This window comes from Rhizobium sp. J15 (assembly GCF_002531825.1).
Taxonomy (GTDB): Bacteria; Pseudomonadota; Alphaproteobacteria; order Rhizobiales; family Rhizobiaceae; genus Rhizobium.
The window spans coordinates 18,676-44,838 of the sequence record NZ_NWSX01000050.1; the positions used below are offsets into that span (position 1 = coordinate 18,676).

At 61.5% G+C, this 26,163-nt stretch carries 27 protein-coding genes; 19 read left to right on the forward strand and 8 right to left on the reverse strand.

From position 1 onward, the window contains the following. The first annotated feature begins 11 nt into the window (after positions 1–11). The 7 genes from CO670_RS27655 (at position 12) to CO670_RS27685 (ending at position 6,434) form a co-directional block, all read left to right on the forward strand. A complete protein-coding gene (locus CO670_RS27655) occupies positions 12–1,199 on the forward strand; it encodes a galactarate dehydratase (protein WP_097593191.1) in 1,188 nt (395 codons plus the stop codon). 338 nt (positions 1,200–1,537) lie between these two features. Continuing rightward, entirely contained in the window at positions 1,538–2,194 is a 657-nt protein-coding gene (locus CO670_RS27660; RefSeq protein WP_097593158.1) for a response regulator transcription factor, read from the forward strand. 29 nt (positions 2,195–2,223) lie between these two features. Next, complete coding sequence (locus tag CO670_RS27665; RefSeq protein WP_210202696.1) at positions 2,224–3,609, forward strand: HAMP domain-containing sensor histidine kinase; 1,386 nt, start codon at positions 2,224–2,226, stop codon at positions 3,607–3,609. 28 nt (positions 3,610–3,637) lie between these two features. Then, positions 3,638–4,081, forward strand: a complete 444-nt coding sequence (locus tag CO670_RS27670; RefSeq protein ID WP_097593160.1) for a hypothetical protein — start codon at positions 3,638–3,640, stop codon at positions 4,079–4,081. A 220-nt stretch (positions 4,082–4,301) separates the two neighbouring features. Next, entirely contained in the window at positions 4,302–5,405 is a 1,104-nt protein-coding gene (locus CO670_RS27675; protein ID WP_141502413.1) for a hypothetical protein, read from the forward strand. A gap of 149 nt (positions 5,406–5,554) precedes the next feature. Further along, positions 5,555–6,016 (forward strand): hypothetical protein, encoded by a 462-nt coding sequence (locus tag CO670_RS27680; RefSeq protein WP_097593163.1) that lies wholly within the window; start codon positions 5,555–5,557, stop codon positions 6,014–6,016. Positions 6,017–6,131: 115 nt separating this feature from the next. Continuing rightward, positions 6,132–6,434 carry a hypothetical protein gene (locus tag CO670_RS27685; RefSeq protein WP_141502415.1) on the forward strand — a complete coding sequence of 101 codons (303 nt, stop codon included), beginning with the start codon at positions 6,132–6,134 and terminating at the stop codon, positions 6,432–6,434. Between the two features lie 282 nt (positions 6,435–6,716). Here CO670_RS27685 and CO670_RS27690 read toward each other — a convergent pair whose 3' ends face one another. The 7 genes from CO670_RS27690 to CO670_RS27720 all read right to left on the reverse strand — a co-directional run bounded on the left by CO670_RS27690 (position 6,717) and on the right by CO670_RS27720 (position 14,154). Further along, positions 6,717–7,310 carry an NADPH-dependent FMN reductase gene (locus tag CO670_RS27690; protein ID WP_097593166.1) on the reverse strand — a complete coding sequence of 198 codons (594 nt, stop codon included), beginning with the start codon at positions 7,308–7,310 and terminating at the stop codon, positions 6,717–6,719. Between the two features lie 31 nt (positions 7,311–7,341). Next, a complete protein-coding gene (locus CO670_RS27695) occupies positions 7,342–8,007 on the reverse strand; it encodes a nitroreductase (RefSeq protein WP_097593167.1) in 666 nt (221 codons plus the stop codon). A 231-nt stretch (positions 8,008–8,238) separates the two neighbouring features. After that, positions 8,239–8,592 carry a metalloregulator ArsR/SmtB family transcription factor gene (locus tag CO670_RS27700; protein WP_097593169.1) on the reverse strand — a complete coding sequence of 118 codons (354 nt, stop codon included), beginning with the start codon at positions 8,590–8,592 and terminating at the stop codon, positions 8,239–8,241. Positions 8,593–8,809: 217 nt separating this feature from the next. Then, positions 8,810–9,502 carry a response regulator transcription factor gene (locus tag CO670_RS27705; RefSeq protein ID WP_097593171.1) on the reverse strand — a complete coding sequence of 231 codons (693 nt, stop codon included), beginning with the start codon at positions 9,500–9,502 and terminating at the stop codon, positions 8,810–8,812. A 1-nt stretch (position 9,503) separates the two neighbouring features. Next, the gene (locus CO670_RS27710) at positions 9,504–9,881 is read right to left on the reverse strand and encodes a response regulator (protein WP_097593173.1); all 378 of its coding nucleotides are present in this window, start codon (positions 9,879–9,881) and stop codon (positions 9,504–9,506) included. Between the two features lie 2 nt (positions 9,882–9,883). Then, the gene (locus CO670_RS27715) at positions 9,884–10,525 is read right to left on the reverse strand and encodes a response regulator (RefSeq protein ID WP_088685893.1); all 642 of its coding nucleotides are present in this window, start codon (positions 10,523–10,525) and stop codon (positions 9,884–9,886) included. Continuing rightward, entirely contained in the window at positions 10,522–14,154 is a 3,633-nt protein-coding gene (locus tag CO670_RS27720; RefSeq protein WP_097593193.1) for a PAS domain-containing protein, read from the reverse strand. Before CO670_RS27720 ends, CO670_RS27715 begins: the two co-directional genes overlap by 4 nt. Positions 14,155–14,493: 339 nt before the next feature. On the opposite strand from CO670_RS27720, the gene CO670_RS27725 reads away from it, so the two are divergent. The 7 genes from CO670_RS27725 to repC all read left to right on the forward strand — a co-directional run bounded on the left by CO670_RS27725 (position 14,494) and on the right by repC (position 20,210). Beyond that, positions 14,494–15,246: an NAD(P)H-binding protein gene (locus tag CO670_RS27725; RefSeq protein ID WP_097593174.1), complete on the forward strand. Its 753-nt coding sequence runs from the start codon at positions 14,494–14,496 to the stop codon at positions 15,244–15,246. A 67-nt stretch (positions 15,247–15,313) separates the two neighbouring features. Next, on the forward strand, positions 15,314–15,547 hold the full coding sequence (locus CO670_RS27730) for an AbrB/MazE/SpoVT family DNA-binding domain-containing protein (RefSeq protein WP_097593176.1): 234 nt from the start codon (positions 15,314–15,316) through the stop codon (positions 15,545–15,547). Beyond that, positions 15,544–15,954, forward strand: coding sequence for a type II toxin-antitoxin system VapC family toxin (locus CO670_RS27735; protein WP_097593178.1), 411 nt, complete (start codon positions 15,544–15,546; stop codon positions 15,952–15,954). The genes CO670_RS27730 and CO670_RS27735 overlap by 4 nt, the downstream gene beginning before the upstream one ends. Before the next feature lie 112 nt (positions 15,955–16,066). Further along, positions 16,067–16,276 carry a hypothetical protein gene (locus tag CO670_RS27740; protein ID WP_097593180.1) on the forward strand — a complete coding sequence of 70 codons (210 nt, stop codon included), beginning with the start codon at positions 16,067–16,069 and terminating at the stop codon, positions 16,274–16,276. A gap of 278 nt (positions 16,277–16,554) precedes the next feature. Continuing rightward, positions 16,555–17,748, forward strand: a complete 1,194-nt coding sequence (gene repA, locus CO670_RS27745; protein ID WP_097593182.1) for a plasmid partitioning protein RepA — start codon at positions 16,555–16,557, stop codon at positions 17,746–17,748. 2 nt (positions 17,749–17,750) lie between these two features. Then, on the forward strand, positions 17,751–18,752 hold the full coding sequence (gene repB, locus CO670_RS27750; RefSeq protein WP_097593183.1) for a plasmid partitioning protein RepB: 1,002 nt from the start codon (positions 17,751–17,753) through the stop codon (positions 18,750–18,752). Positions 18,753–18,905: 153 nt separating this feature from the next. Next, positions 18,906–20,210, forward strand: coding sequence for a plasmid replication protein RepC (repC, locus tag CO670_RS27755; RefSeq protein ID WP_097593184.1), 1,305 nt, complete (start codon positions 18,906–18,908; stop codon positions 20,208–20,210). 109 nt (positions 20,211–20,319) lie between these two features. Here the strand turns inward: repC and CO670_RS27760 are convergent, their stop codons facing one another. After that, positions 20,320–21,333, reverse strand: coding sequence for a substrate-binding domain-containing protein (locus CO670_RS27760; protein ID WP_097593185.1), 1,014 nt, complete (start codon positions 21,331–21,333; stop codon positions 20,320–20,322). A 258-nt stretch (positions 21,334–21,591) separates the two neighbouring features. Here CO670_RS27760 and CO670_RS27765 point away from each other — a divergent pair, with 258 nt between their 5' ends. The 5 genes from CO670_RS27765 to CO670_RS27785 all read left to right on the forward strand — a co-directional run. Then, positions 21,592–22,857 carry an ABC transporter substrate-binding protein gene (locus tag CO670_RS27765; RefSeq protein WP_097593195.1) on the forward strand — a complete coding sequence of 422 codons (1,266 nt, stop codon included), beginning with the start codon at positions 21,592–21,594 and terminating at the stop codon, positions 22,855–22,857. Positions 22,858–22,922: 65 nt separating this feature from the next. After that, positions 22,923–23,909: a sugar ABC transporter permease gene (locus CO670_RS27770; RefSeq protein ID WP_097593186.1), complete on the forward strand. Its 987-nt coding sequence runs from the start codon at positions 22,923–22,925 to the stop codon at positions 23,907–23,909. Next, positions 23,909–24,739 (forward strand): carbohydrate ABC transporter permease, encoded by an 831-nt coding sequence (locus tag CO670_RS27775; protein ID WP_097593187.1) that lies wholly within the window; start codon positions 23,909–23,911, stop codon positions 24,737–24,739. Before CO670_RS27770 ends, CO670_RS27775 begins: the two co-directional genes overlap by 1 nt. A gap of 11 nt (positions 24,740–24,750) precedes the next feature. Next, a complete protein-coding gene (gene ugpC, locus CO670_RS27780; protein WP_097593188.1) occupies positions 24,751–25,776 on the forward strand; it encodes a sn-glycerol-3-phosphate ABC transporter ATP-binding protein UgpC in 1,026 nt (341 codons plus the stop codon). A gap of 61 nt (positions 25,777–25,837) precedes the next feature. Beyond that, positions 25,838–26,163, forward strand: a 326-nt coding sequence (locus tag CO670_RS27785; RefSeq protein ID WP_176539036.1) for a ThuA domain-containing protein, incomplete at its 3' end; no start/stop codon positions are given.

Below are 26,163 nucleotides of genomic sequence, written 5' to 3' on the forward strand. Positions count from 1 at the left end.
AGGACAGAATGATGAAGATCGACCGGATGCGGGTTTTCATGACCCGCGACAAGGACCGCCCCCGCGTGATCGTCGCGCTCGACACCGATGACGGGCTGACGGGCTGGGGCGAATGCTACAATCACGGCCCCGACAAGGCGCTGCCGCCGCTGCTCGACTATCTCTACGGCTTTATCTCGGGCCAGGACCCGACACGCGTCGAATATCTCGTCAATCTGCTGATCCAGCAGAGCCGCTTCCCGCCCGGCGCGCTCGGCCTTGCCGCGATCTCCGCGCTCGACCATTGCCTGTGGGACCTTGCGGCCAAGGCGGCGAACGTGCCTGTCTACAAGCTGCTCGGCGGCGAGGTGCGCGACCGCATCAAGGTCTATGCCGGGGTCTATACCGCGCCCGATGCGCCGGCAGCCCGCGAGGAATTCGATCGGCTGAAGGAAGGATGGGGCTTCACCGCCTTCAAGCTCAGCCCCTGGCGGATCGACATGCACTCCAATCGCTGGGGCAATGTCGTGAAGGCCTCGGCGGATTATTTCCGCTCGCTTCGCGAGACGGTCAGCGACGAATATGAGATCGCCTTCGACGCCCATGCCAAGATTTTCGAGCCGATCGCCGCGCGCCAGCTCGGCAATGCGCTGGCGCCTTACGATCCTCTGTTCTTCGAGGAGCCGCTGCGTCCGGAGAATATCGAGGCCTGGGGCGACTTGAAGCAGGGCCTCAACTGCACGCTTGCGACCGGTGAATCGCTCTACAACAGGAACGAGTTCCTGCGGCTGCTGCAGGTCAAGGGCGCGGACCTCATCCAGCCCGATATCTGCGTCGTCGGCGGCATCAGCGAAATGCGCCGCATCGCCACGCTCGCCGAAGCCTACTTCGTCGGCGTGGCGCCGCACAACCCGATGGGGCCGCTGGCCACCGCCGTCAACGTGCATTTCTCGGCCGCGGCGCAGAATTTCCGCATCCTCGAATACCGGCTTCCCAAGGGACAGGCCTATGTCTATGGCGGGCTCGATATCGAGCAGCGGCAGGGCGAAACCCGCTATGTCGTCGATCCCTATCTGCCGAAGGACGGCTATCTCGAACTGCGTCCCGACCGGCCGGGCTGGGGCGTCGAAATGGACGAGAAGGCAATGCAGGAGGAAGGCTACATCCATTGGCAGCGGCGCGTGCCGAAGCGTCCTGATGGTTCGTACGCCTTCGCTTAAAGACGTAACTCGAAAACCAGGAACTGGCCGCTGCCGCAGGGAAGCGGCCAGTTTCTTTTAGGCCCGGTGCGTACGTCGCTCTGAAAACGTCCAACTTAAAGGACAATCAGCGAGCGGCCCTTTGGCCGCAGCGCCTAGGAAGACGCGGGAAATCTCGGCGGTGGGTCGGCCGTCGTTCAGCTGCGACGTCGCCTTCGTCGATCTCGCCAAGACGCCGGTGGCGTGCGCCCGCACTGGCGGAACATGACTTTCGGCACGGCTGTTCCAGCCTCACAGTTTTGCTAGTGTCGACCAAGAGAGTTCTGTCGATTCAGTGCGATCAGCCAAAAGGGAGTGATATGATCGGCCATTCGCCGCGCGCAATTCTGGTTGTGGACGACCACGATCTGCTGCGCCTCGGTGTCCGCGCATTGGTGCAGGCTCTGGTCAATCACCCCAGTGAGGCTCTTGATGTTCTCGAGGCCGGCAGCCTGGCCGATGCCCTGGCCATCTACGGTGCGGCACAAGACAGGATCGGTCTCGTGCTGCTGGATCTTGCGCTTCCCGACACCGAAGGCCTGAGCGGCCTGAAGGCTTTCCATGATCGCCATCCAGCGGCGCGCATCGTGGTTCTCTCCGGCACGCTTGATGCATCGCTCGCCCGGGATGCGCTGGCGTGGGGCGCGAGCGCATTTCTTCCCAAATCGGCAGACTTGCGCGAGATCGTGAATTTCATCCGTGCCTGCGGCCTGATCGACGTCAAAGCGGCGGGCGGTTCGCCATCTGTGTCGGGGACGGCCGGAAAACCTGTGCCTCAGACGCCGCATGCCTCGGTATGGCAGCAGCTTACGCCGCGCCAGACGGAGGTGCTGAACTGGGTGCTGGAGGGCAAGGCGAACAAGGAGATCGCGCACATCTCCAATCTCAGTGAAGGCACCGTAAAAAACCATGTGTCCACGATCCTGCTGTTGTTCGGCATGCGGTCGCGGGCCCAACTGATCAGCAGTCTGCGTTGATGCGTGCCGGCCAGCGCGGAGGCCGCGCAATGCATGACGCCGCGATGGACGGCGAGTTCGGACCGCGGGTGCTGCGCGAACACCTGGCCTCGATCTATTTCATCTACGACGCAACATGCCTTCTCCGGATGTTCTTCGTCATCGTGCTCGGCGTCTTCATACACTTGCAGACACCGCATCCGCTCGTCTGGCCTTTCGTTGCGCTGCACCTGCTGCTTTATCTGTTCCTGTATTTCGCGCCGCGGTGGACCCCTGCGGCGTCCGCGGGCGAGAACGCGATGTGGGCACGCAGGATCATCCGCACCGTGACCCTGCTCGGTTTCGCGGACGCCCTGGCGCCCTGGCTCTTCGTTCCGGCCGGCAATTTGCCCGTGACCTGTGTGCTGATGGTCCTGATGATGGGCAATTGCGCTCGCGCCGTGCAATCGCTGCGACCGCTGAAGGCGGCACTGATCGGCTATACCCTGCCCATGATGGGCGGCCTTATCGTGGCGCTGGCCGCGCAGGGCGATCGGGTGCACCTCTTCCTTGCGGCCTTCGCGCTCATTTACCTGCTGATGATGCTGCGCGTCGGTGTGCAGGAACACAAGCTCTTGACAGAGTCGCTGACCCTGCGCTTCGAGAACGAACATTTGGCGGCCCGGCTGCGTGAGCAGATCGCCGCCACCGAACGCGCCAGCGAGGAAAAGACGCGTTTCCTGGCTGCTGCCAGCCATGATCTGCGCCAGCCCCTGCATGCCATTGCCCTCTTCGGCACCGCGCTCGAAAACGAGCTGCAGGATCGCCCTGAAGGTAAAAATGCCGAACGCCTGATGCGCGCTGTCAGAGTGCTGGGCACATCGCTGGACAGCATGCTCGATGTCTCGCTGCTCGACGCCGGCGTGGTGACGCCCGATCTGCAGCCGGTGCAGTTGGATGCGCTATTCGTTTCCCTCAATCACATGTTCGCGGCTCATGCCGAGCAGAAGGGCCTGCAACTGCGCGTGCGCGCCAGCGGGTTGTGGGTGCGCAGCGATGCGCAGTTGCTGCACCGCATGTTGGGAAACCTGATCGACAATGCGTTGAAGTATTCCGTGCGCGGCGGCGCAACTGTCACGGCGCGCGTACGCGGCGAGCGTGTATGGGTCGAGGTCCACGATACCGGAGTCGGCATCGAATCCGAGCATCTGAGTCATGTATTCGAGGAGTTCTATCAGGCTCCCACTCCCGGTAGGGGCCGAGCACACGGCCTGGGCATCGGTCTGTCGGTCGTCAACCGTCTGTCGCGCTTGCTGGATCACCCGGTGGACGTTCGTTCACGCCCTGGTCGCGGCAGCCGCTTTCGACTGGTGCTGCCAGTGGCGCGTCCGTCGAGCGGCGGAATCGTGGCTTCAGGGCAGCAAGGATACGGCGGCGACGCCCATGCAGAAGAATGAAGACCCTTCGACATATCGAGGAAGATATATGACAACTGCCAAATATCGACGTGCGCCGACGATCGCCGCGATCGTATCCATCGCCTGCCTGTGGTCGGCTTTTCTCACGCCGGCCGCCGCCCGCTCACAAGATGCATTTCTGAGCGAGTGGTACGAAAAGTTGGAGGCAGTCGATCTGGAGGGCCTGGAAAAACTGATCGCGCCGGGGGCAGTCTTCACTCTCGAGGAGTTCGGCTCGACGCAGACCAAAGACGAATTCATGGACTATATGCGCCAGCACAGCGACGCGCTCGGGTCCGTCGATATCCGCTACATGGTTGAATCTCAATCGTCGAACAGGACGACGGTCCGGGTCTGCTACGATTTTGTTGAGAGCGATCCGGTTTTCAATCGCGAAACCTACGCCATCGAAGGCAGGGCAATCACTTCGGCCACACAGGCGCGGATAGGTGACCGCTGCGACGGCATCTAGATAGCGTGTGCCGACGAGCTGTGTTGGGGAAATGAATGGACCTTCCCCTTCGCTGTGCGTGTTGGCGGACGGTAGAGAGCCCATCCCCAGTTTTGCCAGATCCGCCCCCGCTTGCCCGACGCGTGCAAACGGAACGCACCTTCTTCAAGAGGTCCGGGTGTGGTGAAGTTCCGGATGCCCTTTCCGATCAAGGCATGACTTTCGACACTTCCGTTCGCTGGTGCCGCGGTCGACAATTGCGCTGGAGATTCTGGACTGGGCAGTCAGGCCGGAAGAGCTGACGTTCCTTTTGTGGAACACGACATTAACACACCGAGGTAAAAGCCAGGGGCATTGCATGACCAGAAGGAAGAATTCGTCAGCCAGCATCGTTTCGCGTTTTGTTGGAAGGCTTGCAGCAGGACTAGCCGCACTGACGATGCATGCCGGCTTAGCCGTCGCTCAGGTCGCCGTGCCCGGCACGTCGGTTATGATGACACCCCCCGAGGGCTTTACGATTGCCGGCGGGTTCGTTGGCTTCGAGAGTGTCGAAAAGCAGGGAAGTTTCCTCGTCGCAGAGTTCCCGGCGGAGGCCGCCTCGCAACTGTCGGGCCTGTTTTCCGATCAAAGCGGCGCAGCCGCTGCTTTCGCGCAGAAGGGCATCACGATCGAGAGCCGTGAGGAGATCGACAACGCTGATGGCGACACGATCCCGCTTCTGCGCGGAAGTCAGGAAGCGAATGGCGTGACGCTCGAAAAATGGATGGCGCTATATGTGGCCGAAAAGGTGGTTATGGTCACATTCTCGGTCCCCAAGGACAAGGCGCTCGACGAGGACGCGATGAAGGCGGCCTTCGCTTCCGTGAAACTTGCTGGCGCTTCGGGCGAGCCGGGGAGTGACCCGCGGCTTGCCGAACTGCCCTATGAACTCGATATTGCCGAGCCGTTCCGCTTGGCGAGCGTCACGAACCATACCGGTGTCCTCCTGACCGTCGGCCCGAAGGATATCGATCCGGAGGCTAGCCAGCCCCAGATCGTTGTAACCTACACTGAAACCGCTGCGCCGATCGGCGATTTGAAGGGCTATGCCAAAATCGTCTTGAACGCCGTCGGCGACGACGTCACCGTTGAAGCGCAGGAAGATACCATGTTCGCCGAGCTCGACGGCGTTGCCAGCCATGGCGCTTTCACGGAAAACGGCGTTCAGAAGAAGTTCGTTCAGATCGTTGCGGCGACCGAAAGCGGTGCGGTGATCGGTTTCTTGGGGACTGCCGCGCAGGACAAGTATGGAGATCTGAAGGATGCGATGGAGGAAATCGCCGCATCGATAGCGATCAAAGGCTAAGACTAGAACAGGTGATTTTAGGCCCGCTCGGCCTAAAATCCGAATCCTGTTCTAAATTAAAGAGTTAGAGCAGGATGTCGTCCGAAAACCGCTCACACTTTTCGGCATCATGCTCTAAACTCGGCGCGGCATCCGCAGTAGAAGCACCTATGAAAAATTGGCAAAATATCTCTTGGCCGTGGCTGGGGATCCCCTTGTTGATGCTGGGGACACTTGCCGGCTGTTCCGGCGCGCAGCGTACGCTCCAGTACGAGAGCCGTCCGTCGCCCTGGAAGATCTACTACGTTCGAATCCATCATCTGTCCGTCGGGACTGCCTATCACTATGAAGTGCGCTTCAGGGGACAGCGGTTCGCGATTCCGAAAGAAGTGCTGCGGAGTCCCGGAGACATTGACGAGTTCGAGTCGGTGACCGCGCCCGAGACCGTGATGCATGCCGGTGACACGATCACCCTCGTGTTCAGCCATGGGGTTCAAGAAGCTAGTGGCTCAATCTCTTACGGTGGACGGCGCGTTGTCCGGGCGCAAGCGCTCGATGGGACGAAGGTAAGCCTTCGCGGGCTGGACGGCCGTGGGGCCGCGGTCATTGAACTCGAAGCCGGGCGCCCCTGAACAGATGATCAGGCCGCATTGCTACTGGAATGGATCCTGCATGTTCTTTGGGTCACGCCTATTGCTCCTGTTGGCGATAGTCCCGGCAATATTCGCACCGTCCCCGAGCCTCGCCATGGAGCCGGACAGCCGCGCCGCCTGGGGCGCTTCGGCTATAGCCGTGGCGGACTTTTATCGCCGGACTCCGTGCGAATGGTGGAAGGTGGACGAGGCCGCGGTCAAGCAGGTCATCGCCTGGAGCGGGCGCTCCCTTGAGCAATTGCGCGCCTCGGAAGACTACAAGGAGCAGTTCCAGGCGATGGAGCAGAGCGAAAACTATATTCGCGAAAGATACCGCGACAACTCGATGGCGTGTGACGCTGCCGGTTCGATTTTCGATGCCGAAGAGAAAGAGTACGGCGTGATGCGTTCGAAATAGCCGATGGTGCGGAAAGCTGGTCGTTGTCCGCAGCGGTCACTGCCTGGCCAGCGGGAACGAAGCGCAACCGCGTGTTCACGCCGATCGATTGTCCACGACCTCGGCCGCCTCGAGGTCAGGGACGGGATCAAGATCGTGCGGGCGAGACCAAGGGCGACGGAATGGCGTGCGGACATTCCCATAGGCCCACAAATTCCATTTCACCGAAATGTTCGGGTGACCGGCGCACCATCATGGCAGGCTATCTGGCTGCCACGGAGAACAGACCAGGTCAGCAGCCTGCTAGGCATCTCTCGGCAGCACCGAGCGGACCCTTGCGATGAAGGTATGGAAGTCTCGCATGAATGTGCGGAGGAAATCGGCGGTGGCGGTGTTCGTGACCTCGCCGTCATCGGTGATCAGGCCCGGCGTGAACTGGATGTATGCTTCCGGAGCATTCATCTGGGGAGAGTTGCAGAAACTGAGCACGCTGCGCAAATTCTGCTGGGCGACTGCCGTGCCTGTGGCGCCCGGCGATGTGCCGATGACCGCTGACGGCTTGCGTGTGAAGGAGTTGGTGCCGTAGGGGCGGCTCGCCCAGTCGATCGCGTTTTTCAGCCCGCCGGGGATGGATCGATTGTATTCGGGTGTGACGAACAGCACGGCGTCGACGGCCGCGATATCAGCCTTGAATGCCTTGCCGGCCGGAGGGAAGTCGGCGTCATAGTCATAGCTGTAGAGCGGCAGCTCCTTGAAGGATATTTCCGACATTTCAAGCTCCGGCGGGGCGAGGCGCACCAGCGCCTTGGCGAGCTTGCGATTGATCGAGCCCTTGGCGAGGCTCCCGATGAGATAGCCTACTTTAGCGTGGTCATGGCGTTCTCCCGCAAGGATCATAAGGAATTTCTGGTGCTCTCGGCGCAAGCCGCTAGTCGCCGACGAATGTGACCGTCTCGGCGAGAGGGGCGCGGCCCGTACGGACAAAATTGACCGCGGGGTCCTCGTACCCGATCGACATGCCGCAGAAGAGGATGAGCCCGTCCGGGGGCGACAAGGCCTCCGCCACCGTCTCGCGCACCTGTGACCACGCCATCTGCGGGCAGCTGTGCAGGCCTTCGGCGCGCAGCAGCAGCATGACGGTCTGCAGATACATGCCGACGTCGGCCCATTGGGGCAGACCCAGCTCACGGTCGATGTAGCAGAACAGGGCGGCCGGCGCTCCGAAGCAGTTCCAGTTGGCGATTGCTGCCCGCTGGCGCGCCTCCCAGTCCTCGCGCGCGATGCCGAGCGCGCTGTAGCGTTCCTTGCCGAAGGCGGATCGGCGCTCCCCATACGGGGTCTTCAGCGCGGACGGATACATTTCGTATTGCCGCTTGTCCCAAGCGGTGCCGTGAGCCACGCGCTCGACGGCTGATGTCTTGAGTTCGGCGAGCGGCGCGCCGGTCATCACGTAGGTATTCCACGGCTGGATATTCGATCCCGATGGCGACCAGGCCGCGGCGGAGAGCACCCGCTCGAGTATCTCCTTCGCCACTGGCTGGTTCTTGAATCCGCGCACCGACCGCCGGCTTGTGACTGCCTCATAGACGTCCATGATCATCTCCATGCCGTTGGCCGATCCTGAGCGCATGGCGCGAGGGAATCAGCTTGTCGGGACGCGGTCGACGCGGGAGATGTTGTCCATGTTCATGGCGTCTCCTCCTGACCGTTCCTGATGTGGTCCATTATCTCCAAGCGCGATGGAGACGTAATCACACCCTGGTCTAGGAGGCGTACATCAAACGTTCATCAGGGATGGCGGCAAGAGCAGTGCTCCGTCATTTCGTCAGGCGTTTACGGCCTGCACGCGCTCGACGACGGTGCGATGGTGCGATCCGAAGATGTCGGCGAGCGTATCGAGCACGGCTCTCGCCGCGCCGGATTGAAGCGAATAGTAGATGGTCTGGGCGGCCCTTCGGGTCTGTACGAGATCCTGTTCTCGGAGAATCGCCAAATGCTGGGACGTCGAAGACTGGCTCAATCCCACTTCGTCGGCCAGAATGGAGACGGACATTTCGCCCTCGCCCAACAGATGCAGGATGTGAAGCCGTTTGGCATTGCCCATGGCCGACAGGAGATTTGCCTCGTTGTCGAAGGGGTTGACCTCAGGGGAGGGCGCGGCGGACGGTTGATTGTTCAAGGCGAGATCTCCTTTAGGGAACCAAAGGCGGGAACCAGGCAAATCCCCGAGCTTTAATTTAGAGATAACGCATGGGTGAGATGCCGAAACCCATTGCCGGCGCCGCGTGGTCGTTTTTGGCGCGAATCGGATAGGACTCGCAAAAATTGGACAGCGGCGGCAGCTTATGCGCGAGGACCGGCGTCCTACGCACCTCGGATCGCGCTTGAGGCTTGAGCTAGCGCGAGCCGCTCTGGCGCATTTGCGCGGGCAGGGTTTCCCATGCCCGGATCAGCTCGCCGATCGAGCCAACCTCCATCTTGTGCATGACATTGCTGCGATGCAGCTTGACCGTCACTTCGCTGATGCCGAGATCGAAGGCGATCTGCTTGTTCAGCCGTCCGCGGGCGACTTCATGGAGAACCTCGCGCTCGCGCTGCGTCAGCGTCTCCAGCCGCTCGATGTTGCGATTGGCGATCGCCGCTTCCGCCCGTCGCTCGCAGTCCATGGCAATGGCTGCGGTCACGGCATCGAGCAGCGTCTGATCCCGCACCGGCTTAGTGAGGAAATCCACCGCACCGGCCTTCATCGCCTGCACGGTCATCGGGATATCGCCGTGCCCTGTCAGGAAAATGATCGGCTTGACGACGCCGTTTTCGGCGAGATGGCTCTGCAGATGAAGACCGCTTGCCCCCGGCATGCGCACATCGAGGATCAGGCAGCCGGGCCTGTCCAATATATCCGCATCGAGCAACTCGCGGGTCGAGGCAAAGCTGACCGGCTGGAAACCCGCCGACAGGATCAGCTCCGACAATGCCTCGCGAAGGGGTGCGTCGTCATCCACGATGATGACGAGCGGCTGATCCTCCTCACATCCGCGCTGCACTGATAACGGCGCCGATCTCCGGACGAACGGCTGGTCAACTCTCATGTCACCCTCCATCTCTTGATTTGTGTAAAGCATTGGCGATGGCCGCGAGCAGGGCCTGGGCATCGAAAGGCTTGCGGAAGAAACCGCCGGCGCCTTGAGCGCGGCCCTGATCGGCGATCTCGTGGCGGCCCGTGATCAGGAAGACCGGCAGCTCCGGACGCGATTTCCTGACAAGGTCGCGAAGCTCGAAGCCGTCGATGCCGGGCATACCGATATCGGTGATGAGCAGGTCGAGGTCCGACAGCCCGTTGACGAGCAGCGAGCCGGCCGACGAGAAGCTGCGGGCGACATAGCCGGCCGATTCCAGCAGGTCGCCCATCGATTCCAGAAGCCTCGGATCGTCATCGACGATTGCCACGACATGTCTTGTCTTGTTCATGTTCAATTCCCTCCCACTCGGCGCGAGTGGGTTATCGGTATTTCCAGTTTCTCCGCGATGCGCACGAGGTCGGCGAGCGACGCCGCCGCCATCTTCTGCATCACGTTTCTTCTATGGATCTGCAGCGTGACCTCGCTGATCCCCAGTTCTGCTGCCGCCTGCTTGTTGAGCAGGCCGCTGACGACGAGCGGCAGCACCTCGCGCTCGCGCGGCGTCAGGTCGAGGTAGTGCTGTTTCAGCATGTCGCGTTCGGCGCGCTCGGCTCTCTTTTCCCGATCCTGGGCGAGAGCCGCGTGGATTGCCGCCATGAGATCCTCGTCGCTGAACGGCTTGGTGAGGAAATCCACCGCGCCGCGCTTGATCGCGCGCACCGAGGAGGGGATGTCGCCATGTCCCGTAATGAAGACGATCGGCGGATGATCGCCATCGGCGATCTGCCGCTGCAGGTCGAGGCCGTTGATATCGGGCAGCTCGATATCGAGAATGAGGCAGGCAGGCCGATCCGGCTTGTCCGCCGTGACATAATCGCCGGCGGACTCGAAGGCGACGGCGTGCATGCCGTGCGAGGCCAGCAGCTCGCCAAGCGCCTCGCGAATACGTTCATCGTCGTCGACGATGAAGACAATATGGTCGTCGGCCTTCATGGCGCCGCCTTCACTTCAACGGGCAATGTGAAGATCAACGTCGCTCCGCGCGGTTCGTTCTTCTCCGCCCATAATCTTCCGCCGTGCAATTCGACGATCGAGCGGCAGATCGCCAGCCCCATGCCCATGCCGTTCTGCTTCGTGGTGAAGAAGGGCTCGAACATCTTCTCGGGAGACTCGATGCCGCGGCCGAGGTCGCTGACCTCGGTCTGGACGGCATTGCCGATGTGACGTGAGCGTATCTCGACCACCCTGTCGCTCGTTGCCACGTCCAGCGCCTCGATGCCGTTGCGGATGAGATTGATCAGAACCTGCTGGATCTGGACGCGGTCGATGGCGACGAGCGGCAGATTGGCGTCGACATCGGCCTCGATGCGAACGCGCCGCCGCCAGGCCTCGTCGGCCATGAGGCTGCGCACTTCGTCGATAATGCCGGAGAGCGTCGTTTGAGTTCTCGTATCTGCGGATTGCTTGAACAGGGCGCGAATGCGGCTGACGACTTCGGCGGCCGAATTGGCGTCCCGGATGATGCGCTCGACCGTTCTCTGCGCCCGCTCCATGTTCGGCGGCTCGGCCATCAGCCAGCGCTGGCAGGCATGAGAATTCGCCACGACGGCTGCCAGGGGCTGGTTCACCTCATGGGCGATGGAAGCGGAAAGCTCGGCTAGGCTCGCCGCCTGGCTTGCCCGGGCAAGGCCTTCCTGCGTCAGGCGCAGCTCTTCCTGCGCCTGAACCTCGCCATCGATATCGAGGCAGATCACGTTCCATTGCACGATCGCGCCCTCGGCGTTGCGCATCGGCGCGGCGCGCGTCTCGACCCAGCGATATTCGCCATCGAACCGCCGCAGGCGATGCTTGCGCGCATAGGGTTCGCCGGTGGCGAGCGAAAGGGCGTATTTCTCCTTGACGTCGGCGAGGTCGTCCGGATGAACGCCGGCATCGAGCGTGCCGGCGAGCCGTGATTTGCCGGTTCCGTCGAGATCTTCGAGCCTGTATCCGAGAAAGTCGCGAAGCTGCGGATTGCGATAGACCGGCTCTCCGTCAGGAGCCGCGCAATCGATCATGACCGGCAGCGTCTCCACGATCTGCCAGAGCGAACGTTCCCTCTCTCGCAGGGCCTCCTCGGTGCGCAGCTGATCGTCGATGTCGTGCGAGAGACCGTACCATTGTACGATCCGGCCATTATCATCCCGCAACGGTTCGGCGCTGCCTTTCACCCAGCGGTAGACGCCGTCGGCGCGCCGCAGCCGATACTGTTTCGAGAAGCGCTCGCCGGTGACGAAGGAATGCTCGAGCGCTTCGGCGAGGCTGGCGGCATCGTCCGGATGGACGGCCGCTTCGATGAGTGCGGCCAGCGGGCTCACGCCCGGCTTTTCCATATCGGCGATGCCGACGCCGAGGAAATCGATCAGGCGCTGGTTGAAGAAGGTCGGATTGCCCTGCGGATCGAGCCGCCAGAGCAGGCTCGGAACCATGTCCACCAGTTGCGAAAGCTCCCGCTCCCGGTCGCGCAGCGCTTCCTGCGCGCGCATCTCGTCGTCGACATCGACCGATATGACATACCATTGCGTGATCGCGCCGTTCTGATCCCGCAGCGGCTCGGCCCGGCCGTCGACCCAGCGATACGCTCCGTCGAAACGGCGCATGCGGTATTTGATCGAGAAGGGATCGCCGGTGACGAGGGAGCGCTGGACCGTCTCCAGCAGTCTCGATGCATCGTCGGGATGGACGAGTGTGTGGATGACCGACGAGAGACGGCTCATGCCCGGCCTGTCCATATCCCCGACATCGACACCGAAAAAGTCGATCAGCCGCTTGTTGAAGAAGACCGGCTCGCCTTTCGGCGTCAGGCGCCTGATCTGGACCGGGACCATGTCCACGAGCTGCGAGAGCTCGCGTTCGCGCTCGCGCAGGGTCTCCAGCGCGCGCACCTCCTCGTCGATATCGAGCGAAACGCCGTACCATTGCACGACCTTGCCGTCATCATCACGCCGCGGCTCGACGCGGCATTCGGCCCAGCGATAGACGCCGTCCTGTTCGCGCCAGCGAAACCGCATCGCCGTGCCGCCGCCGCTTTCGAAGCAGTTCTGCAAGGTTCGCTGGACGTCGGGCGCATCCTCGGGGTGAATTAGCTGCTGCAGCAGATCTTCGATGCGCGGCTCGCCGCGAGTGTCGAAATCGGCGATGACGGAGCGGAAATGATCCTGATAACGCTTGTTGAAATACATCGACCCGCCCGCCGGCTCCACGCTCCAGACGCGGACAGGCACGGCATCGATCATCTGCTGGAGCTGCTGCTCGCTTCGCCGCAACGCCTCTTCGGCATGCACCTGATCGTCGATATCATGGCAAAGCCCGTACCACTGGACGATGTCTCCGGCTTCGTCGCGCATCGGCTCGGCACGGCTCGACATCCAGCGGTAGCTGCCGTCGGCGCGGCGCAGCCGATAGCGCATGACGAAGTTTTCGCCGGTGGCGAGGCAATGGCGAAGCGCGTTGCCGAAGCCTGCCGCATCATCGGGATGGACGGCGGCCTGAAGCGCCTCCAGCCGGCTGATGCCGGGCCTGTCCATATCCGCCACATCGATGCCGAGGAAATCGACCATCCGCCTGTTGAAGAAGGTCGGCACGCCCTCGGGCGTCAGCCGCCAGACATGGCTCGGCACCATATCCACGAGCTGCGAGAGTTCCCGTTCCCGGTCGCGCAAGGTCTCGACGTTTTGGCGCAATGTGAGCACCGCCAGCTGGTGCTGTCTGGAAATGGCCGCGACGATGAGCGCCGAAAAGGCCGAGATCGCCAGAAACAGCTGCAGCATGATCTGCCTGTGCCTCTGGGCTTCCGGATCGCCGGCGGATTGGCTGACGCCCGTGATCGTGAAGATCGCCGTGATCAGGGCCAGCAGAGCGAGCGAGACGGCAGCGCCCTTGAACTCGAAGCGGACCGCGGCCCAGAGAAGCGGCGGCATGATGATATAGGCGAAGGGTAGATAGCCGCTCAGCGACAGAGCCGCGACGCCGAGAAAGATCAGGCCCAGCACGCCGGCTTCCACCCATTGCGCGGCCGACAGCTGCGTCTTGCCGCGCCAGCTATGGAAGAGGACCAGCGCCAGCGGCGCGACGATCAGGATGCCGGTCGCGTCTCCCACCCACCATAGGGGCCAGGCGGTCGCGAAGGATTGCGACTGGATCGCGAACCAGGCCAATGTGGCGCTTCCGATGGTCGCGCTGACGATCGGCGCAATGCCGGCGGCCAGGATGACGAAGGTCAGAACCTCCTGCAAAGTCTCCATCCGAACCGGCTGCTTCAGCGTCCGGTTGACCAGCCATGCCGCGACCACCGCTCCAAGGGCGTTGCCGACATAGATCAGGAAGGCGGCCAGGACTGGACTGAAGAACCACAGGGCATTGGCGAACATCTCCCCCAGGCAGCCGGACAGGATCCACCATGGCCAGCTACGCCGGGGGGCGAGGATGAGTGTCGCGACGAAAAGCCCGCCCGGGGGCCAGATGGAGATACCCGTTCCCGGCACGATTGCGAGCGACTGTGCAAAGCCGCAGGCAAGGACATAGCCGAGAAAGAAGAGCGCCAGATGCAGGAAGCGGGGACGATGCGACCAGACGCTTCTCAGCAACCGCTCCTGCCGGGCAGAGAAGGCCAGGGGATCGTCAGCATTTCCTACAGCAGTCTGTGTCGATTTCGGCGCTGGCAAGCTCATGCTCAAACCGTAATCCCGCCGCACCACAACCGCAACTCATGGAAACCCATGCATTGCGCGGGAATGTAGCCGGGAATTTTCGGGCGAGCGCGCAATCCTGTTTTTCCGATAAGGCGTCCTAGACTTCGGTCTGGCTCTGCTACGCCCTGCGTCCAGGGCGCCGGACCTCGGGCATGATGGAAGGCGTGCGGCTTTGCGGCCATTGTCGATCCGCGCGAGGCGTACGGACGAGATGAAGCAGAGGATGCCGGCATGAAAATCACCGTCGTTGGAGCAAGCGGGCTTATCGGAACTGAACTCGCGGCAAAGCTGCGCCGGTCGGGCCACGACGTCACGGCCGCGTCATTGTCGCTCGGCGTCGACACGGTAACCGGCAAGGGCCTGGAAGCGGTCATGGCGGGAGCCGAGGCCGTCGTCGATGTGACCAACGCCGCATCGTTCGGTGACAGTTCGGCCCTGGATTTCTTCAGCGCCTCGACGAAGAATCTGCTCGCCGCGGCGGCCGAAGCCGATGTCGGGCACTATCTCGCACTCTCGGTCGTCGGCACGCCGCGCTTGGTGGAGAGCGATTATTTCCGCGCCAAGATGGTGCAGGAAAATCTCATCCGGGCTGCGGGCAGACCTTACACGATCCTTCGCTCCACCCAGTTCTACGAGTTCATAAACGGACTGATCGACATCGGTGCCAGAGGCAACGTGCTCCACCTGCCGCCGGCCTTCATGCGGCCGGTCGCGGCCCACGACGTCGCCGCATTCCTTGCCGAACTGACAGCGGGCAGGCCCTCGGGCGATATCGTCGAGATCGGTGGCCCGGAACAGTTCGGCATCGACGAAATCGCCCGGATCTATCTCGCCGCAAATGAAGACGGCCGGCAGGTGATCACCGATCGGTCCACCTCCTATTTCGGCGTCGAACTGACGGACGATGTGCTGCTTCCGGGCGTTGGCGCGCGCTTGGCGAGTGAGAAGCTGTCCGACTGGCTCTACCAATCGATGGCGGCTTAGCGGCCGTCTTGAAAGTCATCCATTGAAGTAATACCTTCTGTCAAAAGAGTATTACAAGGCGTTCGCTATGGCCACAACCCTTACTGCGAAGGGACAGGTGACCATCCCTCGGCCTGTCCGGGATCTGCTCGGCATCGTTCCAGGCAGCAAAGTCGATTTTCATCGTGCTGCCGACGGCAGCGTGGTTCTGACGCGCGCCGACAAGAAGCGGCCAGCCAGCCGCTTTGAGAAACTGCGCGGCCATGCTGGCGAGGGCCTCGATACGGATGCCATCATGGCTTTGACGCGCGGCGAAACGTGACGCTCGTCGATACCAATGTGATCCTGGACCTCGTGACCAACGACCCGAAGTGGTCGGATTGGCCCGTCGCCCAGCTCGAAGCGGCGAGTATCGAAGGACCACTGCTGATCAACGATGTCATCTATGCCGAACTTGCGGTTCGATACGAAAGGATCGAGGCGCTGGAGGCTTTTGTAGAAGAAGCTGGCCTCGACCTCAGGCCTATACCCAAGCCCGCCTTGTTTCTTGCCGGTAAGGTGTTCACGCAATCTCGCAAGGCTGGCGGGACGCGTACCGGCGTGCTTCCCGACTTTTTCATCGGTGCTCATGCTGCCGTACAGCAATTGCCGCTGCTGACACGAGATGTCGGCCGTTATCGCAGCCATTTCCCCTCGTTGAAATTGATTACGCCGGTTCCTGAGGCGTAGTTGTGCGCAATCTGCGCGAGGTTCAGGAAATCTTCATGGAAGCTCCGGGTTGAAAAGCTTTTGAGCGGCTCCAAATCTCGTCGGCGATTGCCGCAACGGGAGGGGAGGGCGCATGGGCAGCAGGTATACTGGATGGAGCAAATCGGCCCTAGCCTTCGTACTCGGCTTCATTTGCCTCTTTTCCTGCCCGCTCGCATTCGCTGCGCCCACCGATATCGGCGGCCTGACGGTGACGCTGCCCGAGCCCGATTCCGGCTGGAGGAAGGCCGGCAAGGGCAATCTCTTCAACGGCCAGAACTATCTGAAGGATGATGGGCAATAGCCGAGCGGAGCCTTTATTTCCGGCTCGTCGCGGCATTGTGAAAATCAATGAATTTCATGTGCATAAAGAGGAGATCGGCCTTGTCTGCCAGAACCTCGGGCCGGTGCGAATCACCTGCCTGTTTGTCGGCTAATTCGCTGGATTTGCGGGCTGGTTTGGCATGCCTCGAGGCCTGCTTTGGTTAAGCATTTGTAATTCGGTCACGAATCGCGGCATATAGTAACTGCGCAACTGAAGCGCTTTCGTTCAAATTTGCGCAGTTACTTGGGAAAAAGATCATGCAGCCGAGTCTTGCTCTTCAAGATGATCAAGAGCACCTCCCGTCGCTTCTGGCAACGGATGCCAAGGAGTTATCCTATCAACTTCAGCAGCATCAGGCCAAAATCTTTCCCCCGCTGTCGCAAAAGACGATCAGGACATTTTCTCCGGCCGAGGCCGCAGCCTTCATCGGCATCGGCGAAGGCTATCTCAGGCAGGTAGCGGCCGACGGTCATGGTCCGGATCCTTTGGCAAACGGACGGCGGCTCTACAGCGCAACCGATATGGACCGGATCCGCCGCGTCCTCGACGAGCGCAACGGAACGCCGAAATATGTGCCGGCTCGCAGGGGAGGCGAAAAGCTCCAGATCGTTTCCGTCATGAATTTCAAGGGTGGCTCGGGCAAGACCACGACCGCCGCCCATTTCGCGCAGTTCATGGCGCTCCGGGGCTACCGGGTGCTCGCCGTCGACCTCGATCCGCAGGCCTCGCTGTCGGCGCTCTTCGGCCATCAGCCGGAATTCGACGTCGGCGAGGGCGAGACGATCTACGGCGCGATCCGCTATGAGGATCCACGCCCGATCGCCGACATCGTGCGCGCCACCTACACCCCGAACCTGCATCTCATCCCCGGCAATCTCGAATTGATGGAATTCGAGCACGAGACGCCGAAGGCCATGGCCTCGGGCACGGCCGAGACGATGTTCTTTGCCCGGATCGGCGAGGCCTTGACGGACATCGAAAGTCTCTACGACGTCGTCGTCATCGACTGCCCGCCGCAGCTTGGTTTCCTGACAATGTCGGCGCTCTGCGCCGCGACCTCGGTTCTGATCACCGTCCATCCGCAGATGCTCGACGTCATGTCGATGTCGCAGTTCCTGACGATGACCAGCGAATTGATGTCGGTCGTCGAGAAGGCCGGCGGGCGCACCAGCTATGACTGGATGCGCTACCTCGTGACGCGGTTCGAACCGAATGACGGGCCGCAAAGCCAGATGACCGGCTTCATGCGGGCGATCTTCGGCAATCGCATGCTCCACAACGCCATGGTCAAATCGACGGCGGTCTCCGACGCCGGCGTCACCAAGCAGACCCTCTATGAGGTCGAGCGGTCGCAATTCACGCGCGGAACCTATGACCGGGCGCTGGAGTCGCTGAACCTCGTGAATGGTGAGATCGAAGCGCATCTTCGCTCCACCTGGGGGAGAAGATAGAAATGGCGCGCAAGAACCTGATCGAAATCTCTGCTCCGAGCCCGGCAAGGGTGGAAGCGGTCGCGCCGCGCGACAATCGCCCGATCGCCGGCTTCGTGCCGCAGGAGCGTGTCGGCGCGCCGGTCGGCGGCATTACGAAGACGCTCGGCAATATCACCGAGAAGATGGAGCGGGCGAGCGAGCTGGAACGGCAGCTTGCAGCGGGCCAGATGATCGTCGAGCTCGATCCTGGCCTGATCGACGCTTCCTTCGTCAGCGACCGCCTTGCGATCGACGCGGCGGAACTGGCCGATCTCGTCGAGCAGATCCGCGAGCATGGGCAGCAAGTTCCGATTCTCGTGCGTCCGCACCCCGAAACCAAGGGACGCTATCAGGTCGCCTACGGCCATCGCCGTCTGGCAGCCACCAAAGCGATAGGCATCCGGGTGCGCGCGGTCGTCCGCGATCTCACCGACGGCCAGCTGGTCGTCAGCCAGGGACAGGAAAACAGCGCCCGGACCAACCTCTCCTATATCGAGCGCGCGCTGTTTGCGTCGCGGCTCGAAGAGCGAGGCTTCGGCCGGGATACGATCATGGCCGCTCTCAGCGTCGATAAGGCGGCGCTGTCGAGAATGCTGATCGTCATGCGCCAGGTTCCCCTGGAGCTCATCAACGCCATTGGCGCGGCACCCGATATCGGCCGCCGGCGGTGGCTGGAGTTCGGCGAGCAGCTCGAGAGCGCCGATATCGGCAAGATCATTGCCGAGTTGTCCGCGGACGACGCGCGCAGGATGTCGAGCGACGAGCGGTTTCATAAGGCATTTGCTCTGGCGGCGAAGAAGAAAGCGGCGCCGAAGCCGGCGGCGGCCAAATCCGAAGTCAGCGGCGTGCCTGTGACGATCAAGAAGACAGCATCCGGCGCGACATTCGTCTTCGACGGCAAGACCGCGCCCGGTTTCGATCAATTCGTCCAGGAAAGGCTGCAGGGCCTGTTCCAGGAGTTCAAAAAGCACAGAGGAGCGTAGCGCGCAAAAGAAAAAGGCCCCCAACGACGCCGTCGTGGAAGCCCTTCTCAGATCTTAAGCACATCGAGAATCGCATTTCCACGAATCACAGTCAAGCGTCTTAGGCACCAAAGTGGTGGACGGTTTTCTTTTGCCTGAACGAAGGTGAAGGCAATGGAGAGTGGATATGTGACGACGCCCTTCGGGCGGCGGCCGATGTCGCTTGGCATGCTGGCAAGCCAGCAGCTGGCCGAGACGATCGAGCCGGGGATGAAACGCAGCAAGTGGAAATTGTTCCGGGCGATCTGCGAAGCGCGGCCGGCGCTCGGCGTGACCGACCGGGCGCTGACGGTGCTCGATGCGCTTTTGACCTTCTATCCCGATGACGAGATTTCCGAGGAGAAGGGCCTGATCGTCTTTCCCTCGAACGCGCAGCTTTCGCTGCGTGCCCGCGGTATGACGCCGGCCACACTTCGGCGCCATCTTGCCGTCCTGGTCGAGGCCGGCCTGATCCTGCGCAAGGACAGCCCGAATGGGAAGCGCTATGCCCGCCGCGACAGGGCAGGGGCGATCGGCGAGGCCTTCGGCTTCAGCGTCGCGCCGCTTCTGGCCCGCGCCGTCGAAATCGAAAACCTCGCGGCCCAGGCGATTGCCGACCGGGAGCTGCTGCGGGCGACGAGAGAACGCCTGACGGTCTGCCGGCGCGATATCTCCAAGCTGATCTCCACGGCCATCGACGAAGTGGTTCCCGGCGACTGGGAGCAGATGACGATGATGTTCCGCGATCTTGTCGCCAGGATTCCGCGTGTGGCGAGCGTTGAAGCACTGGCCTCGCTGCTCGACGAGATGGGCCTGCTGCGCGACGAAGCCGTCAACCTGCTGGAAAGACACATTAAAAGAGAAAAAATAGACGCCAATGAGTCTCAAATTGAGCGCCACAAACACAATTCAAACCCCGACTCCATTTATGAACTTGAACCAAGCTTCGAAACGAAGCAGGGCGAAACGGCGGTGGCAAACAACGATGGGATGGCCGAACCGCCGGAAGTGCGAAGGCTGAAACCGCCGAAGCCTTTCGCCGGACCTGCTGGCAAGATGCCGGATGCCGCTGCGGCGGTCGCCGGCCACGGCCTGAAATCCTTCCCGCTCGGCCTCGTTCTGCAGGCCTGCCCTGCCATTCTCGATTATGGGCCGGGTGGCGCGATCGGCAATTGGCGCGACCTGATGTCGGCCGCCGTCGTCGTGCGCTCGATGCTCGGCGTCAGCCCCTCGGCCTATGAGGAAGCCTGTGCCGGCATGGGGCCGGAAAACGCCGCCACCGTGATCGCCTGCATCCTGGAGAGGGGAGGGCATATCAATTCGCCGGGCGGCTATCTCCGCGATCTCACCCGCAGGACCGAGAGAGGCGAGTTTGCGATCGGTCCGATGCTGATGGCGCTCGTGCGGGCGAATGGCGGGGTACGACGACATGCTGGGTGATGGATTTCAGCTGCAACGCGGTTGCGCCGTTGCCTCATCCGGTCAACTCAGCTGTTTCCACTCCGATTGGCGGGCTGGACGAAAGGTTGCGGCGACAGGAACTGCCCAGTCAGCGCGGCGGCGCGGTGCTTTCCCGCAGGATCAGTTCGACCGGCCATAATTCATGGATCTCCTCGGCGGCGCGTCCGGCGATCAGCTGCAGCGCCAGTTCGGCGCAGCGTGTGCCGGCGGCACGCATGGAGGATCGCGTTGTCGAGAGCGACGGCACCATGTTTTCGGCCGTCAGATAAGGGAAGACGTCGTCATGGGCGATGACGGAAACATCCTGTCCCACCGTCATTCCGAGCGAGCGGACGGCGCGGTAAACCCCAAGCGCCGTCATCGTGGAACCGGCGACGATGGCGGTCGGCGCATTCGCTCTCTCGAGGAAGGAGCGGGCATGGCGAAAGCCGCTCTCGTCGGAGAACTTGTCGCACACCATCAGGTTGGGATCGGCGGTGAGCCCACGTTCCTGATGGGCGAGCCGAAAACCCTGTTCGCGATGGATCGAATAGGTTTTGCCCCTGAGGCCGTTGATCATGGCGATGCGGCGGTGCCCGAGATCGAGCAGGTGTTCGGTGGACCTGCGCACGGCACCTTCATTATCGATGTCGAGCCAGGCATGAACGTGCTCGGTCTCCGAGCGGCCGTGAACCAGGAAAGGCACGCCGAGGCTGTTCAGCATCTCGATCCGAGGGTCCTGGGGGCGTGGCGAATGAATGATCACTGCATCGACCCGGCGGCTTTCGACCAGGCGTCGATAGGCCTGGATCTCGTCGTCATCATTGTGTGCGGTGATGGGCGTGATGAGAATATCCGTATCGGCCGTTTCCAGGCGCTGCGCCATTCCCGACACGAATTCAGCGAAATGAATTTCTCCCGAACGTCCCATCATAACGCCGATCGCTCCGGCTCGTCCGGTCTTTAGGCGCACGGCATTGATGTCGGGACGATAGCCGAGCCGCATTGCTTCGGTTGCGACACGCGCACGCGTGGCTTCGCTCACCTCCGGATAGCCGCTGAGTGCACGGCTGACCGTCGTCGGAGAAAGCCCTAGCTGCTTTGCAAATTCACGAAGTTTCATCGGTGTCTTCTTTGTCCGGGAAATCAATGGACGATGCGTTGACGATGCGCAACGGCCAAGTGCCAATTCGAAGATAATTGAAAACGGTTTCAATTCATTTGCCGAGAAGTCAGGCGTGGGTAAGCCTTGAATTGCCTTTAAAGCTGCATTTTTCGTCGGTGTGAACAACTAAAAAGTGCCAATTTGGCGGCTTGACGGCGCCGGAACCTTTTGCAATTGTCTGCGGGCCAAATCGATTTCAATTTCTGGGAGGAGATCATGAAAAAGTTTGCATTAGGTCTGTCGGCGCTCGGTGTGGCCATCGCGGTCGCCGGTCCGATCCGTGCCGCTGAGATTTCGTTTGCCGCCAACACCACGGGAAAGAACGTCGAATTTCTCAACAAGCAGCTGGCGATTTTCGAGAAGGAGACCGGCAATCAGGTCAAGCTCGTCACCATGCCGTCATCGAGCAGCGAGCAGTTCTCCCAATATCGCCTGTGGCTTGCCGCCGGAAACAAGGACATCGACGTCTATCAGACCGACGTCATCTGGGCGCCGCAGCTCGCCGATCAATTCGTGGATTTGAAGGAAGCCACCAAGGACGTGGCCGGCCAGTTCTTCCCGTCGATCATCGCCTCGCAGACGGTCAATGGCCGGCTCGTGGCGCTGCCGTTGTTTACCGATGCTCCGGCGCTGTTTTATCGGAAGGATCTGCTTGAAAAATATGGCAAGCAGCCGCCGAAGACCTGGGACGAGATGGCCGCGACCGCCAAGGAAGTTCAGGAGAAGGAACGCCAGGCCGGACAAAAGGACCTCTGGGGCTACGTCTTCCAGGGCAATTCCTATGAAGGGCTGACCTGCAACGCGCTGGAATGGGTGAAGTCTTCGGGCGGCGGCCAGATCGTCGAGCCGGACGGGACGATCTCAATCAACAACGAGAAGGCGGCGGCTGCGCTTGAACGCGCCAAGGGCTGGATTGGCACGATCTCGCCGCCCGGCGTGCTCGCCTATCAGGAAGAAGAATCGCGCGGTGTCTGGCAGACCGGCAACGCCGTCTTCATGCGCAACTGGCCCTATGCCTATGCCCTCGGCAATGGCGCCGACAGCGCCGTGAAGGGCAAGTTCGACGTGATGACGCTGCCGGTTGCGGCGGCCGGCGACAAGCCTTCCTCGACGCTTGGCGGCTGGAATCTGGCGGTGTCCAAATATTCTGAAAAGCAGGAAGCAGCCGTCGCGCTGGTAAAGTTCCTGGCGTCGAAGGACGTTCAAAAGGCGCGCGCCATCGAGCTGTCCAACTTGCCGACGCTGAGCGAGCTTTATGACGACAAGGACGTTGCCGCCGCGCAGCCCTTCATGCCGAACTGGAAACCCATCTTCCAGGATGCTGTGCCGCGTCCTTCGGCGACGGCAAAGGTGAAGTATAACGAAGTGTCTTCGAAGTTCTGGACGGCGGTGCACAACACGCTGTCCGGCAGCGGCTCGGCTGCCGAGAACCTCGAGCTTCTCGAAGCCGACCTCACGACCCTCAAGGGCGACGCCTGGTAAGATTCCGGCCGGCGGCTGTGTAGCCGCCGGCCCGGTTTCGAACGAGCGAACGGGAGAGGCGTTTCATGACTGAAATCGTAGTTTCGCAAGCAATTGAACCAAGGATTTCCGCTCTCAGAACCTCTACGGAGCTGCGATCCGAGCGGGTTCGATCGGCCTGGATGTTTCTGGCGCCGACGCTGCTGATCCTGGCGATCGTCGCGGGATGGCCGTTGTTCAGAACGATCTATTTCAGCTTTACGAATGCATCGCTCAACGATCTCGGCAATGCTCGCTTCGTCGGCTTTGACAACTATCTGTCGTGGGTGACGCTGAAGAGCGGAAAGACCGTCTATCGCGGGCTGCTTGCCGATCCGGTTTGGTGGAAAGCCGTCTGGAACACCGCCAAATTCACCCTCCTTTCGGTGGTGCTCGAAACCATGCTTGGGCTGATCGTCGCGCTGGTGTTGAACGCACGCTTCGTCGGGCGCGGGATCGTTCGGGCCGCAATCCTCATTCCCTGGGCGATCCCGACGATCGTCTCGGCCAAGATGTGGGCCTGGATGCTCAACGACCAGTTCGGCATCCTGAACGACATTCTGCTCGGCTTCGGCCTGATCAGCGAAAAGATCGCCTGGACCGCCAATCCTGAGACGGCGATGGTGGCCGTGCTGATCGTCGACGTCTGGAAGACGACGCCCTTCATGGCGCTTCTGATCCTTGCCGGGCTGCAGATGGTTCCGGGAGACATATACGAGGCTGCCAAGATCGACGGCGTCAATCCGGTCAAGGTCTTCTGGCGTCTGACGCTGCCGCTGATCCGGCCGGCCATTATGGTTGCCGTGATCTTCCGGATGCTGGATGCGATGCGCATCTTCGATCTGATCTATGTTCTGACGCCCAACAATGCACAGACCAAGACCATGTCGGTCATGGCGCGGGAGAACCTGTTCGACTTCGACAAGTTCGCTTACGGCGCCACCGCGTCGACGGTGCTCTTCCTGATCATCGCCTCCGTCACCGTCTTTTATATCTGGCTCGGCCGCGTCAGGCTCGGCGGGGAGGAACGCTAATGCTGCTGTCGATCACCAGAAATACGCTCTTCTACCTGCTCGTCACGATTATCGTCATCATTGCGGTCTTTCCGTTCTACTATGCGATCCTGACGAGCCTGAAGACCGGCACGGCGCTTTTCCAGGTCGATTATTGGCCGACCTCGATCTCGTTCGGCAACTACACATCGGTAATGGGCCAGGGCGGGTTCGTCCGCAGTCTGGCAAACTCCGCAATGATCGCCTGCATCGTGGTTTCGGCGTCGCTGTTGCTTTCGGTCACAGCTTCCTTCGCTTTGGCGCGGGTGCACTTCCGCGGGCGGGCGCTGTTGATGCTGACCATTCTCTCGGTGTCGATGTTTCCGCAGATCGCGGTTCTTGCGGGCCTCTTCGAGCTCATTCGCTGGATCGGCATCTTCAACACGCCCTTCGCGCTGATCTTTTCCTACATGATCTTCACGCTGCCCTTCACCGTCTGGGTGCTGACGACCTTCATGCGCGAATTGCCGATCGAGATCGAGGAGGCGGCGATCGTCGATGGCGCCTCGCCATGGGTCATTGTCACCCAGGTATTCATGCCGTTGATGTGGCCGGCACTGGTGACGACTGGGCTGCTCGCCTTCATCACCGCGTGGAACGAGTTCCTTTTTGCGCTGACATTCACATCGTCGGATACACAGCGAACCGTCCCGGTGGCCATCGCCCTGCTTTCGGGAAACAGCGAATTCGAGATCCCCTGGGGCAACATCATGGCGGCATCGGTGATCGTCACCGTGCCTGTCGTGGTGCTCGTGTTGATATTCCAGCGCCGCATCATTTCCGGGCTGACCGCCGGCGGCGTCAAAGGTTGAGGGAGTAGGACATGGCAGAAATCCGACTGGAGAACATCCGCAAGAGCTTCGGCGCTTTCGAGGTGATCAAGGGCGTGACGATGGACATCCGCCGCGGCGAGTTCATGGTGTTCGTGGGGCCGTCGGGATGCGGCAAGTCCACGCTGCTGAGGCTCATCTCCGGCCTCGAGGACATTACGTCGGGAACGCTCGCCTTCGACAACGTGATGGTGAACCGGCAAGCGCCCTCGAAGAGGGGGATCGCCATGGTGTTCCAGTCCTATGCGCTCTATCCGCATATGACGGTTTTCGACAACATGGCTTTCGGCATGAAACTGTCGGGACGCAGCAAGGACGAATGCCGCAAGCGGGTTGAACAGGCGGCCGGCATGCTGCAGCTTTCATCTTATCTGGAGCGTCTGCCGCGGCAGCTTTCCGGCGGTCAGCGCCAGCGCGTCGCGATCGGCCGGGCGATCGTCCGCGACCCCAAGGTCTTTCTCTTCGACGAGCCGCTGTCCAATCTCGATGCGGCGCTGCGCGTCGCGACGAGGCTTGAGATCGCCAAGCTTCATCGCAGCATGCACAATACGACGATGATCTATGTGACGCATGATCAGGTCGAGGCCATGACGCTGGCGGACCGGATCTGTGTGTTGCGGGACGGCGTCGTCGAGCAGATCGGCACGCCGCTGGAGCTTTACGAAAGCCCCAACTCGCTCTTCGTGGCCGGCTTCATCGGTTCGCCGAAAATGAACTTTCTGTCGGGCGAACTGGCGCAATCCTATGGCTGCCATACGATCGGCGTACGTGCGGAGCACATTCGCATCACGTCCGACTCGCCGGTTTGGAGCGGCACGGTCGTCCATTCGGAAATCCTCGGCTCCGACAGCTTCGTCTATGTGGATATCGGAACGGACGAGCCGCTCATCGTGCGCGAGGCCGGCGTCTCCCGCCACGAGCCGGGCCAGATGCTCGGCCTTGCCCCGCTTGCCGGCCATGTCCACCGTTTCGACCGTTCGGGCCGGGCGCTCGAGCGTCAATCTATGCAGGCTGCCTGACCTTCCCAGGATCGATGTTCCTCCCAAGACTCGATCCGCTTTACGACAAGGAGAGAACGACGTGACCATTCGCACCGTTGTGTGGGGTGAAAACATCCACGAAAATATCAATGAAATCGTCCGCGGCATCTATCCCGAGGGCATGCACACGACGATCGCCAATGCGCTGAATGCCGATCCTGCCATCTCCGCGACGACGGCGACGCTGCAGGAGCCGGAACATGGGCTGAGCGAAGCCCGGCTTGCCGAGACCGACGTCTTGACCTGGTGGGGCCACAAGGATCATGGCGCGGTCTCCGACATCGTCGTCGAGCGTGTCGCCAAGCGCGTCTGGGAGGGCATGGGCCTGCTGGTGCTGCATTCCGGCCATTTCTCCAAGATCTTCAA